Source organism: Ruegeria sp. D7 (assembly GCF_056534355.1).
In genome coordinates this window covers 21327-34666 of the sequence record NZ_JBQFPG010000001.1, presented here as the reverse complement: position 1 = coordinate 34666, position 13340 = coordinate 21327, and the positions used below count along the sequence as shown (strand labels likewise).

Here is a 13340-nt window from a genome sequence, read left to right as displayed (position 1 = left end):
TCTCAGCAGGCGGCCAGCGCATCATCAAGCACCGAGACCACTGTCTCGCGCGGCACTTCTGAAGTGACGAAGGCCTGTCCGATGCCTCGTGCCATAATGAAACGCAACTGGCCATCCATGACCTTTTTGTCCTGCGCCATCAGATCGACCAGCGTTTCTGCATCCGGCAATTCACCCGGAATATCGGCCAGATCAGTCTTCATGCCCATGGCGCGCAAATGCGCCCTGACACGGCTTGGATCTTCTTGCGGGCAAAGCCCCAAGCGAGAAGAAGTTTCAAACGCCAGCGCACAGCCGATGGCGACACCTTCACCGTGCAGCAATCGATCAGAATAATCGGTTGCAGCCTCAAGCGCGTGGCAGAAAGTATGACCCAGATTGAGCAGCGCCCGGTCGCCCTGCTCGGTCTCGTCGCGCGCGACGATATCGGCCTTCATCTGAACCGAGCGTGTGACGGCCTGCACGCGCGCAGCCATGTCGCCGGATGCTAACAGAGGCCCGTTATCTTCAAGCCACTCAAAGAACTGGGCATCGCCCAGCAGTCCATATTTGACGACTTCGCCATATCCAGCGAGAAAGTCCCGCGTCTGTAACGTACCCAGCACGTCCGTGTCGGCCAACACCAGTGACGGCTGGTGAAACGCTCCAATCAGGTTCTTGCCCTGTGGCGCATTTATCCCAGTCTTGCCGCCAACCGAGCTGTCGACCTGTGCCAGCAGCGAAGTCGGTATCTGAACAAAGCGTACCCCGCGCCGCATCACTGCTGCAGCAAATCCCGCCAGATCGCCGATCACACCCCCTCCTAGCGCAACGACGATGTCGTTCCGTTCGACCTTCTCCGCCAGCAACCATTCTACCGCGCGCTCAAAATGCGGCCAGCTTTTGGTGGCCTCACCCGCTGGCAGTGCCAGAGCATTCATCTCGATCCCGGCTGAGGCCAGGCCTTCACGCAGTGCATCCAGATGCAGGCCCTCGACAGTCTCATCGGTCAGAACCGCGACACGCTTACGCTTTATCAGTGGAGCAATCCGTTCCCCAGATTGCGCCAAAAGGCCGGGGCCGATCTCTACATCATAAGAACGCTCGGCCAAATCAACATGTACGGTTTGATGCATTAAATTCGTTCCAAAATATCAGGGCGCGTCACCAGTGCGGCAATCACCCGATCCACCATATCTTCGATTGCGGTTTCGCCATCTGAGTCAGCCACCAGATCGGCCTGTTCATAGATCGGCACGCGCGCCTCGTACAAACCGCGCAACGTTGCATACGGGTCTGCCGTACGCAGCAACGGGCGCGTGTCTTTATGTTTGACGCGATTCCACAACACGTTCAGATCGGCCCGCAACCACACAGATGCACCGCGGTCTGAGATCATATTTCGATTGCCTTCTGCTAGAAACGCGCCGCCTCCGGTCGACAGGATGCCTTTTTCCTCATCCAGAAGCCGCCCGATGATCTGGCTTTCCTTGCTGCGAAAGAACGCCTCGCCATCGCGGGCAAAGATCTCGGGGATGGTCATGTTGGCCGCCGATTCGATCTCGGAATCGCTATCGAGAAAGGGAACGCCGAGCCGAGCCGCCAGAGCCCGGCCCACCGCAGTCTTTCCAGCCCCCATCATTCCGACCAAAACGACGGTTTTGTGCAGTTGAAATTGCGCCGCTGTGTCGGAACGCACCGTGTTATGCTTAATTTCGCTCATTTCGTCGTGAATGACGTGATCTTAAGAAAAATGCTAGTTATAACTTGGGCAAAAGCAAAAATTGAGGCAGCGTTCACCCATGGGCCGTTTGATCAAGTTCCTGATTTACCTCATCTGCCTGTGTTTCATCGGGCTGGTTGGGTATGCCTATGTCGGGCCGTTTTTTGGTGCGGACTTTTCCGCTCCTCAAAGTGAAGTCCGCGAACCGGTCATCTTGAATGCCGACTAGAACCACTCTTCTGGCGTTTTTTCTGGCCGGAACTGCGCAGGCACAATCGACGGAGCCCTTGTCGATCATTGACTGGCTGACCGACCCCCCAGAAAATCTGCCGGGCACAGTGCTGATGGAACCGCCTGTGACCCAGACAGGGTTGCAGCCGGATATTCAGGTCACCCCGCTTGAGGCGCTGTCGCCACCGCTGGGTTTGGTGGCCTCTTCCGTCACGGGTCTGCCGGTCAACTTGTGGCAGAACAGCGATGCAGATCGCTTGGCGGAACTGATCGCGCAGGTGCGGGTCAAGTCCAACCCCGCTATGCAACGGCTGCTGTTCACCCTGCTCCTTTCCGAGGCACGTCCCCCGAGCGGAGGACAGGCAGAAGACAAATTGCTGATGGCGCGACTGGACCGCCTTATGCAATTGGGCGCATCCGATCCGGTACAATCTCTGGTTCAGCTGGCCGGTCCGACCGATACGCAAGCTCGTTTCAAACGCTGGTTCGATGCGACGTTGCTGACGGGTGACGAAGACCGGAGTTGTACGGCGCTGATCGCGCAGCCGAATTTGTCTCGGGATTACGCAGCGCAAATATTCTGCAAGGCCCGTCGTGGAGATTGGGCGTCAGCTGCGCTGACACTCGAAGCCGCTCATGCGCTGCAGGTGCTGCCCGAAGACCAGCTTGCGTTGCTCGATCGCTTTCTCAGCCCGGAATTGTTCGAAGGGGCTGAGTATCTTCCTCAGCCCGACGACCCGAATCCGCTTACGTTCCGTCTGTTCGAAGCCATTGGTGAACGTTTGCCCACGGCTTCGCTGCCACGGGCGTTCGCCAATGCCGATCTGCGCGATGTGGCGGGCTGGAAAGCCCAGGTCGAAGCTGCTGAACGATTGACGCGGATTGGGGCGCTGACACCCAATCAGTTGCTTGGCCTGTATACCGAACGTTCGCCGGCTGCTTCGGGCGCCGTGTGGGATCGCGTGGCAGCCATTCAACGGTTCGAAACCGCATTGGGAACCGGAAATCCCGATGCGGTTTCCAAGACTTTAATTGAGGTTTGGGCCCAGATGAAGTCAGTCGGGCTTGAGATTCCGTTTGCCGAACTTTTTGCCCCGCGTCTGGCAGCAATGAAACTATCTGGTTCGGCCGCCGAGAATCTGCGGTGGCGTATTCTGCTGTTGTCCGAGCTTTATGAAGACGCGGCACAAGATGTGCCTGAAGGTTCCGATGCGAATATGTTTCTGGCCGCCCTGGCGCAGGGCGATCCGCAGCGCGCACCGTCACCAACCCCTCTGGCGGATGCCATTTCGCAGGGCTTTGCTTGGTCCGCGCCCATCCCTTCGGATATCGACGGGCTTCTGAGCAACGATCAATTGGGCGAAGCCATTCTGGAAACGATGCAATTGTTCGCCCATGGCGCGCGCGGCAATCTGGTCGACCTGACCGCTGCAATCGCTGCGTTCCGCCGCGTGGGTCTTGAAGACACCGCACGTCGGGCCGCGTTGCAGTTGATGATCTTGAACGGGGCTTGAGCATGACAGCGCCCGCGTCTCAGGAGCTGTGGATTTCCACCTTCCTCGAAGCGCAAGCTGCTGAGCTTGGCGCCGCCACCAACACCCTGCTCGCCTATGGCCGGGATCTGAAAGATTTCTCTGATTGGTTGACGCGTCGGAAATCGGGCTTTTCCGAAGCGGATCGCGATCGGATCGAAGGTTACCTGATCGATTGCGATGCGCAGGGCCTGTCGCGCTCGACAAGGGCACGGCGGTTGTCGGCGATCAAACAATTGTATCGATTTGCTTTCGAAGAAGGCTGGCGCGAAAGCAACCCGGCCATCCAGATCAAGGGACCAGGGCACCCCAAGCGATTGCCTAAGACACTGGACGTGCCCGAAGTTGACCGCCTGCTTGCAGCAGCGCGGCGCACGGGTCGTTCCGACGCAGACAAAATTCGCAACACGTGCCTGATGGAACTGCTCTATGCGACGGGGATGCGGGTGACAGAACTGGTATCGCTGCCGGTCAGTTCGGCCAGAGGTGATCCCCGCATGCTGCTGGTCCTCGGCAAAGGCGGGAAAGAGCGGATGGTTCCGCTGTCCCCCCCTGCCCGCGAGGCGTTGGCAGACTGGCTGCAAGCCCGCGATGCGGCCGAGGAAAAAGCCGTTTCCAAGGGAGGACAAGCGTCGCGTTTCCTGTTCCCGTCGCGCGGGAAATCCGGGCACCTGACGCGGCATCGCTTCTTTCTGCTGGTCAAGGAACTGGCGATCGAAGGCGGTGTTTCGCCTGAAAAAGTCACACCTCACACGCTGCGTCATGCGTTTGCGACGCACCTGCTGGCCAATGGCGCGGATCTGCGCTCGATCCAGACGCTGTTGGGCCATGCAGATGTGGCGACGACCGAGATCTATACGCATGTTCTGGATGAACGCCTGTCGGAACTGGTGTTGGAACACCACCCGCTGGCCAAAGATGACACCACAGATCAGGGCTAACCCCTTGATTGGCCGGGCCCGCACCCCCATAACGAATGCAGCAACACGAACAACCTAGGACCAATGGAACCCACTCCTTCTCTGCTTGATGGCGCATTCTGGATCACGACAGGATCCATTCTTCTTCTCCTTGTCCTATCGGGCTTTTTCTCGGGCTCCGAAACTGCGCTGACCGCATCATCGCGTGGCAAGCTGAGAGCGCAGGCTGACAAAGGCTCGCGCGGGGCGAAAAAAGCGCTGGAAATCACCGATGATAACGAACGTCTGATCGGCTCGGTCCTTCTCGGCAACAACCTTGTCAACATCCTTGCCGCTTCGTTGGCAACCGCCCTGTTTACCCGCCTGTTCGGCGAAAGCGGTGTGGCGCTGGCGACGCTCGTGATGACCCTTCTGGTGCTGATCTTCGCCGAGGTGCTGCCCAAGACCTACGCGATTACCAACGCCGAAAAAGCCGCCGCCTTGGTGGCACCCGTTATCAGCGTCTTCGTAACGGTGTTCTCTCCGGTGGTGGCTGCCGTCCGGCTACTGGTGCGCGGTGTATTGCGCCTGTTCGGTGTGCAGATCGACCCCGATAGCAACATCCTTGCGGTCCGAGAAGAAATCGCTGGCGCATTGCAACTGGGCCATTCCGAAGGTGTGGTCGAAAAAGAAGATCGCGACCGTATTCTGGGCGCGCTCGATCTTGGCGACCGCGCGGTGGAAGAGATCATGCTTCACCGCTCGAATATTGAGATGATCGATGCGGATGACGAACCCGAGGCGATCCTGAAACAGTGTCTGGAAAGCCCACACACCCGCCTGCCTGTGTTCCGTGAAGAACAGGAAAACATCGTGGGTGTCGTGCACGCCAAAGACTTGTTCCGCGCAATGTATGCGCAGGTAGGCGGCGCGGATGGTGATCCAGAGCGGCTTAAGAATTTCGACATCGCGAAGGTTGCCAACGATCCTTATTTCGTGCCCGAAACCACCACTCTGGACGACCAAATGCGTGAGTTTCTTCGCATGCACAGCCATTTCGCGCTTGTTGTTGACGAATATGGATCGCTGCGCGGGCTGATCACGCTGGAAGATATTCTGGAAGAGATCGTGGGCGAGATCGCAGACGAGTTCGACATCGACGAAGATGTCCCCGTTACCCGATCTGACGACGGCCAGTATCTGGTCGAAGGCGCGATGACCATCCGCGACGCAAACCGCGCGCTAGACTGGTCGCTGCCGGATGAAGAAGCCAACACGCTGGCCGGGTTGGTGATCCACGAGGCTCAGATGATCCCCATTGTGGGCCAAGTATTCTCGTTCCACGGTTTCCGATTTGAGGTCACGGCCCGCGAAGGCAACAGGATCACCGCCCTCAAGGTTCGTCCTCTCTAAGCCCTACAGCGCGCGTATTCAGCAAACGACGCGCGGTGTCGCGAACGGAACAGTAATACGCCAGAGCCCTCGGCAGGCTCGGCCAAAAGCCGAGGGAGAAACATCGTGAAAACCACCACCCGTGTCGCAGTTATCGGAGGCGGCGTTGTCGGATGCTCGGTCCTCTATCACCTGACCAAGCTCGGTTGGTCGGATGTGATGCTGCTGGAACGGTCTGAGCTGACCAGCGGTTCGACCTGGCATGCGGCGGGCGGGTTTCACACCCTGAACGGTGACACAAACATGGCCGCCCTGCAGGGCTATACCATCCGGCTGTACAAAGAGCTGGAAGAGATCACGGGCATGTCGTGTGGCTTGCACCACGTCGGCGGCGTCACGCTGGCCGACAATCAAGACCGGTTCGACATGTTGCTCGCCGAACGCGCCAAGCACCGATTCATGGGTCTTGAGACCGAGATTGTCGGGCCAGAGGAGATCAAGAAAATTGCTCCGATCACCAATATCGATGGCATCCTTGGTGCGCTTTATGATCCGCTGGACGGGCATCTTGATCCGTCCGGTACAACACACGCATACGCCAAAGCCGCACGTATGGGCGGGGCTACGATCGAAACCCATTGCATGGTGCACGAGACCAACCAGCGCGCGGACGGAACTTGGGACGTGGTGACCGACAAGGGTACAATTCACGCCGAGCATATCGTCAATGCGGGCGGCTTGTGGGCGCGCGAGGTCGGCGCAATGGCAGGCATTTATTTCCCGCTGCATCCGATGGAGCACCAATATCTTGTCACCGACAACATACCCGAGATCGAGGCCATCATCGATGCGGGTGGCGAGCATCCGCATGTGATGGACCCCGCCGGAGAAAGCTATCTGCGGCAGGAAGGGCGCGGGCTGTGCATCGGCTTCTACGAACAGCCTTGCAAACCTTGGGCGGTTGACGGCACACCTTGGGAATTTGGCCACGAACTGCTGCCCGATGACTTCGACAAGATCACCGACAGCATCGAATTCGCCTACAAACGCTTCCCCGTGCTGGCCGAGGCGGGTGTCAAATCTGTCATTCACGGGCCGTTCACCTTTGCCCCGGATGGAAACCCTCTGGTCGGCCCGGTGCCCGGCGTGCGGAACTACTGGTCAGCCTGCGGCGTCATGGCTGGTTTCAGCCAAGGCGGTGGTGTCGGTCTGACCCTCGCCCAATGGATGATCGAAGGCGAACCCGAACGCGATGTGTTTGCTATGGATGTGGCGCGGTTTGGCGATTGGATCAGCCCGGGTTATACGCGCCCCAAGGTGATCGAGAATTATCAAAAAAGGTTCAGCGTCGCTTATCCGAACGAAGAACTGCCAGCGGCACGTCCCAACCGAACCACGCCAATGTACGACATCTTCAGCGATCTCGGCGCCGTTTGGGGGCAGCAATACGGGCTGGAAGTACCAAACTACTTTGCCCAAGGCGATGAACCGGATTTCGAGACACCTTCGTTCCGCCGTTCCAACGCCTTTGAGGCCACCGGCCGCGAAGTTCGTGCCGTGCGTGGAGGTGTTGGGATCAACGAAGTCCACAATTTCGGAAAATACCGTATTACCGGTGCCGGTTCTCGTGCATGGCTGGATCGCATCATGGCGGGCCGCATACCCAAACCAGGCCGCGTTTCACTGACGCCAATGTTGTCGCATAAAGGTAAGCTGATCGGGGATTTCACCGTCTCCTGCTTGGGCGACGACCTGTTTCACCTGACCGCCTCATACGGCAGTCAGGCATTTCATATGCGTTGGTTCCTGCAAAACCAGGACGATGGCATGGGCATCGAGAACATCAGCGACCGGTTGAATGGGTTTCAGATCGCAGGCCCCAAGGCCACCGAGGTTTTGTCGGCCTGCACCCGAGAAGCAGTCAACTCGCTCAGGTTCCTCGACGTGCGCGAGATGACAATTGGCATGACGGACTGCATCGTTCAGCGTGTCAGCTATACCGGCGATCTGGGTTATGAGATTTATTGCGACCCAATGGCCCAACGGCAACTCTGGTGGAGTTTGTGGCAAGCGGGTCAAGCTCATGACATGACCCCATTTGGCATGCGCGCAATGATGAGTCTGCGTCTGGACAAGTTCTTTGGCTCGTGGATGCGAGAATTTTCACCCGACTATACAGCGGCAGAAACCGGGTTGGATCGGTTTATCTCATTCTCCAAGAGCAGCGATTTCATAGGCCGAGCAGCGGCCGAGGCCGAGCGCGCATCTGGCGCTGATCGCCGCTTGGTGGCTTTTGAGGTCGACGTGGCAGATGCAGATGTAAACGCGTACGAACCGATCTGGTTAGACGGCGTTGTTGTCGGCTTCTGTACATCTGGTGGGTATTCGCACTTTGCGGGCAAGTCGATTGCCATGGGGTTCCTCCCGACTGAACAGGCCACCGAGGGACGTGCGGTTGAAATTGAAATTCTAGGTCAGATGCGCAAAGCGCGTGTCATCACGACCCCACTTTTCGATCCCGATGGCGCAAGAATGCGGGGATGACTTATTAATCCACCGACGGCATGCTTGCGAAATGACCCAGATTCCCATCATCCTGCTCGCTGCCGGGCAATCCAGCCGCATGGGTGGTGCTGATAAGTTAATGCAACCGATTGAAGGCGTGCCGCTTCTGCGCCGAGTGGCTCAGCGGGCGCTTGCCGCAGGTCACGTTATCATCGCCCTGCCTCCGGCCCCACATCCCCGATATACGGTGCTGGAGGGCCTCGATGTTCAACTGGTCGAAATCCCAAATGCGCAAGAAGGCATGAATGCCAGTTTGAGAGGCGCAATGGCCTCCATTCCAGCAAATGCACCTGCGGTCATGATCCTGTTATCGGACCTTCCGGACCTCACAACCCAAGACCTGAACAGCGTTCTCCGATCAGTCAAAACCCACCCTGACAATCTGATATGGCGTGGGGCTACTGACGAAGGCGCTCCCGGCCATCCTGTCGTCTTTGATCGTTCTCTATTTTCAGAGCTTTCGGAACTGAACGGTGACAGCGGCGCGCAGATTGTCGTGCAACGCTACAAGGGCAAGGTTCATCTGCATCGCCTGCCCGCCCAGAATGCGCTGCTTGATTTGGATACACCCGCCGATTGGACCCGTTGGAATGCGGGCCGACCGCAAAAGCAGCCCCTCAAATAAACGCGACCCGGTCAATAATGACCGGGTCGCATGCCCAAAAACAGGACTACCACTTTCACCAATCTCTAAAGCGCGGTCAGATCGCCAATCAGGCTTCCCGACGTTGTGCTGCTGAACCTAAACAAGACCCCCTCGTTAACATGCCGCTCAGCGCTATGGAGACTGAGATGCGCCTTTGACACCCCCTAGTGCCTAAGGCCCCCCTCACTTGGGCAACTCCAATGTCGCTGATCCGATGCGTTCAAACAATGTAAAATTGGATGAAATGGTAAATTTCAGCGCAGGCGCACTGGCTTTTGAGCAACAATGCAACACTCTGCATTCTACCAATGGTTGCATCGTCTTATATTTTTTCCAGAAGTTTGCGTCAGTTGCGCACTTTGAATACGGCTAACTTACCTATTTCAAAGGCATCGACGGGCGTGTTCGAAATTTGAACACTCCATCTCACGCAACTTTTAGGAGAAATATTTTTGAGACCGCAAAAGCGTCGTTTCTTTGTTAACAAAAATGAATCAATTCAATGCTTTTTCGAAATTATTGACTTTATCGGCAACAATCCACCGATTCGCCACATAGCACCCAAGCTGATTCTTGCTACCCGAGCACGTTGAACGGAGTCATTAAAGCGGCGAAACGTGGCGAAATTAAGGTTTCTTAATATTTCTCTCAGGATATCCCAAGGTTGCCAGTGCATCTCCTGTCTCAATGCGCGGGATCAACCGCCGAAATAGACAGGAGTCAAAATGAGCATCCGTAAATCCTCACTGCTTATTCCACGCACATCCAGCTGGATGGGAGCTACCGCGTTGGGCGCGGCCATGCTGGCCACCACTGCCCTGCCCGCAATGGCAGACGAGGCGCTGGCCGATCTGGTCGAAACCGTCTCACCCTCGGTGGTCACGATCACCGCCAGGCAAGATGCCAAGCCCAGCCCAGCACAAGGTCAGGAGTTCAACTTCGAGGGCCACCCCTTTGGTGAATTCTTCAAACGGTTCGGCGGTCCTGAAGGTTTTGACATGCCGCAGCGCGGCCCCAGCCAGGGATTGGGATCAGGCTTCGTGCTGGATAAGGCAGGATACATTGTCACCAACCACCACGTTGTCGACAACGCCAGCGAAGTGACCGTACGTCTGAGCGATAACCGCACTTTCGAAGCCGAAATCGTTGGAACAGATCCGCTGACGGACATCGCTGTACTCAAAATCGACGCAGGAGAAGACCTGCAAGCCGTTCAAATGGGTGACAGCGACGTCATTCGCGTAGGCGAAGACGTCGTCGCCATCGGCAACCCGTTTGGCCTGAATGCAACCGTTACGACCGGTATTGTTTCCGCGAAGGGGCGCAATATTTCGGAAGGCCCCTACGCCGAATTCATCCAGACCGACGCTGCTATCAACAAAGGCAACTCGGGTGGTCCGCTATTCAACATGGATGGTGAGGTGATCGGTGTGAACTCGGCGATCTATTCGCCCAGCGGCGGCTCAGTCGGGCTCGGCTTTGCGGTGACTTCGAATATTGTAGATCACATCACGGCTGATCTGCGCGATGACGGCGAGGTCAGCCGCGGTTGGTTGGGAGTGTCGATCCAGAATGTCAGCCCCGAACTGGCTGCTGCGATGGGTATCGATACGGCAACAGGTGCACTGGTATCGGATGTTGTACCGGACAGCCCGGCCGATGGCGTACTGCAGCAAGGTGACGTGATCCTGACCTTCAATGACGAAGCCGTTGATTCCAGTAGCGATCTTCCGATCCTGGTCGGCACGACCAAGGTAGGTACTGATAGCACGCTGACTGTTCTTCGAAATGGCAAAGAAGAACAGATCGAACTGACAATCGGTCAGCATCAGTCAGCCTCGGCGGCGACCGATAGCGTGGTTGAAGACAAGTTCGAAGGTACGTCGCTGGGCGTAACCGTGGCACCGCTGACCGAAACCGCCCGCGCCGAGATTGGCGTGGCCGAGAACGTCGATGGTGTTGTTGTCACTGATCTGGAGCCCGAAAGCCCCGCGGCCAAGGCCGGATTGCAGCGTGGTGATGTGATCGTTCGACTGGGCAATCTGGATACCGTTACGCCAGACGCTTTGAAAGAAGCGCTGGAGAACGAAAAGACGGATCCAGCTCTGGTTTTGATCAATCGCGGTGGCAACCAGATCTTCGTCGCGGTCGAAATCGCCTAACCCTACACCTAAGCGCGCCACATGATGGGGAAATCTGGAGCGCTTATTCTGGCAGGCACGGATTGTCCACGTGCCGCCGGAACAGCCGGGTGCACCTTTGCACCCGGCATGTTTTTTTCAAAGAGTATGTGTGTTTAAATCCCATTGGGAAGGAGCCCTGACCATGAGCAGACGCTTGTTGATCGTTGAAGATGACCAAGACACACGGGACTTCATTGCCAAGGGATTTGGTGAAGAAGGCTATGTTGTCGAAGTCGCATCAGATGGCCGCGAAGGCCTGTACCACGCAACTGACGGCGGATTTGATGCGGTCGTATTGGACCGAATGCTTCCCGGGCTGGACGGGTTATCACTGATTAAGTCAATGCGTGCGGCTGGGTTGAAAACACCTGTTCTGATGTTAACCGCCATGAGTGCAGTGGACGAGCGAGTCAAAGGCCTCCGCGCGGGCGCAGACGATTATCTGGTCAAACCATTTTCATTCCAGGAACTTCATGCCCGGATCGAAGCCCTGTTGCGTCGACCGCAAGAAGCCGAAGAAACGCCGACCCTTGCCTGCCGCGATCTCGAAATGGATCTGTTGACTCGCAAGGTCACACGCAACGGTCGTGAAATCACCCTGACTCCGCGCGAATTTCAAATTCTGGAGTTCTTTCTGCGCCGAAAAAACCGCGTCGTCTCGCGCACGATGTTGCTTGAAGGTGTGTGGGATTACCACTTTGACCCGAACACCAACGTGGTCGACGTCCATATTTCGAAACTGCGCCGCCAGCTTGATGAAGACGGAGCCGACCCGATGATTGAAACAGTCCGAGGCGCCGGATACATGGTTTCGGATGGATAACCTGCGCCTGTCGCTGAAAAACTCTCGTACTCGGTTAGTTCTGGCCAGCATGGTGCTTAGCACTTTGCTGACGGCGACCGTTCTGACGATGGTGTATTTTACGGCCAATCGCACGATTTCAGGCGAGACGCGTTCGGTCGTTCAGGCCGAGCTTACGGGCCTCGCAGATGAATATGAACGGCGTGGCATGATCGGGTTGATCTCTGCCATCGACCGCCGTTTGCCGACAGCGGCTGAGCGGGATGCCTTGTACCTGCTGACAGGTCGGCAAGGCACGAAACTGGCGGGCAACCTGACGCATTGGCCGGAAGGGATAACTCCGGGCAGCGGCTGGGTCGATCTTCAGCTTCGCAAAGAAGATACGGATCAATATGTCCCGATCTCTGCCGCTTCAGTCCGGCTGCCGGGTGGTGAGAGGCTGCTTGTCGGGCGTGATTCATTGGCCAGACAGCAATTCGACCGGGTTCTGTTCCGGTCTGTTGCACTGGCACTTGCCACTGCATTGGCGCTGAGTTTGTTGACCGGCTGGCTGCTGACCCGGCTGGTGTTTTCACGACTGAAAGACATCGCCAATACAGCCGACAATATCGTTTCCGGCGATTTAGCTCTGCGCATGCCTCTACGTGGCACGGGCGATGAATTCGATCAGGTCGCGGGCACGTTGAACAACATGCTGGACCGTATTGAAGAGTTGATCAGCAACCTGCGCACAACGTCCAATTCGATTGCTCATGATCTGCGCTCTCCCCTGTCGCGGCTGCGGCAACGGGTCGAATCCCTGGCTGAGCCCGGCAAAAGCGATCAAGATCGCGAGATCGATATGGCGCGCGCGACCGGAGAGATTGACCACCTGCTGCGCGTTCTCAGCCAACTGACCGAGATTTCGCGCGCCGAGGCCGGTCTGGGCCGCGAACAATTTGAACCGGTAAAGCTTTTGCAACTGGTCGGTGACGTGGTTGAGTTATACGAACCTGTCGCGTCTGATCAGAACATCCGACTTGAGGTCGTTGGAAACGCGGACCCAATCCAAGGCCATCGCCCTCTGCTGTCTCAAGCACTGTCGAACCTTCTTGAAAACGCCATGCGCTACGCCCCGCCCGGCACAGCGATCACCATCGAAATTCAAGACAACGGCGACTATGCGTTACTCAGCGTTCGCGACCGGGGACCTGGCGTACCCGAAAGCGATCTGCCCCGATTGCAGATGCCGTTTGTGACGCTTGATCCTGCAAGGACAGGCCGCAATGCCGGTCTTGGACTGGCGCTTGTGGCGGCAATTTCGCATATGCACGGCGGCACATTTCTTGCGCGTAACCGGAAGCCAGGGCTTGAGACAACTCTGAAGTTGTCACGCAATTCGTAATTAC

At 57.2% G+C, this 13340-nt stretch carries 11 protein-coding genes; 9 read left to right on the top strand and 2 right to left on the bottom strand.

Going from position 1 to position 13340, the window contains the following annotated elements:
• Positions 1-2: 2 nt before the first annotated feature.
• On the bottom strand, positions 3-1115 hold the full coding sequence (aroB, locus tag ACRZ9U_RS00145) for a 3-dehydroquinate synthase (protein WP_170405288.1): 1113 nt from the start codon (positions 1113-1115) through the stop codon (positions 3-5).
• On the bottom strand, positions 1115-1702 hold the full coding sequence (locus tag ACRZ9U_RS00140) for a shikimate kinase (RefSeq protein WP_170405283.1): 588 nt from the start codon (positions 1700-1702) through the stop codon (positions 1115-1117). The genes aroB and ACRZ9U_RS00140 overlap by 1 nt, the downstream gene beginning before the upstream one ends.
• A 79-nt stretch (positions 1703-1781) precedes the next feature.
• Here ACRZ9U_RS00140 and ACRZ9U_RS00135 point away from each other — a divergent pair, with 79 nt between their 5' ends.
• From ACRZ9U_RS00135 to ACRZ9U_RS00095, 9 genes are all read left to right on the top strand, one after another.
• Entirely contained in the window at positions 1782-1931 is a 150-nt protein-coding gene (locus tag ACRZ9U_RS00135) for a hypothetical protein (protein WP_170393309.1), read from the top strand.
• Positions 1921-3447, top strand: coding sequence for a hypothetical protein (locus ACRZ9U_RS00130; protein WP_170405280.1), 1527 nt, complete (start codon positions 1921-1923; stop codon positions 3445-3447). The genes ACRZ9U_RS00135 and ACRZ9U_RS00130 overlap by 11 nt, the downstream gene beginning before the upstream one ends.
• A 2-nt stretch (positions 3448-3449) precedes the next feature.
• On the top strand, positions 3450-4406 hold the full coding sequence (locus ACRZ9U_RS00125) for a site-specific tyrosine recombinase XerD (protein WP_170405278.1): 957 nt from the start codon (positions 3450-3452) through the stop codon (positions 4404-4406).
• Positions 4407-4469: 63 nt separating this feature from the next.
• The gene (locus ACRZ9U_RS00120; protein ID WP_170405275.1) at positions 4470-5777 is read left to right on the top strand and encodes an HlyC/CorC family transporter; all 1308 of its coding nucleotides are present in this window, start codon (positions 4470-4472) and stop codon (positions 5775-5777) included.
• 105 nt (positions 5778-5882) lie between these two features.
• The gene (locus ACRZ9U_RS00115) at positions 5883-8300 is read left to right on the top strand and encodes a GcvT family protein (RefSeq protein WP_480901206.1); all 2418 of its coding nucleotides are present in this window, start codon (positions 5883-5885) and stop codon (positions 8298-8300) included.
• A 31-nt stretch (positions 8301-8331) separates the two neighbouring features.
• Positions 8332-8946: a nucleotidyltransferase family protein gene (locus tag ACRZ9U_RS00110; RefSeq protein WP_170405269.1), complete on the top strand. Its 615-nt coding sequence runs from the start codon at positions 8332-8334 to the stop codon at positions 8944-8946.
• Positions 8947-9692: 746 nt separating this feature from the next.
• Positions 9693-11129: a Do family serine endopeptidase gene (locus tag ACRZ9U_RS00105; RefSeq protein WP_170405266.1), complete on the top strand. Its 1437-nt coding sequence runs from the start codon at positions 9693-9695 to the stop codon at positions 11127-11129.
• A 163-nt stretch (positions 11130-11292) separates the two neighbouring features.
• The gene (locus tag ACRZ9U_RS00100) at positions 11293-11973 is read left to right on the top strand and encodes a response regulator transcription factor (RefSeq protein WP_170405263.1); all 681 of its coding nucleotides are present in this window, start codon (positions 11293-11295) and stop codon (positions 11971-11973) included.
• Positions 11966-13336, top strand: coding sequence for a sensor histidine kinase (locus ACRZ9U_RS00095; protein ID WP_170406414.1), 1371 nt, complete (start codon positions 11966-11968; stop codon positions 13334-13336). Before ACRZ9U_RS00100 ends, ACRZ9U_RS00095 begins: the two co-directional genes overlap by 8 nt.
• Positions 13337-13340: the final 4 nt, after the last annotated feature.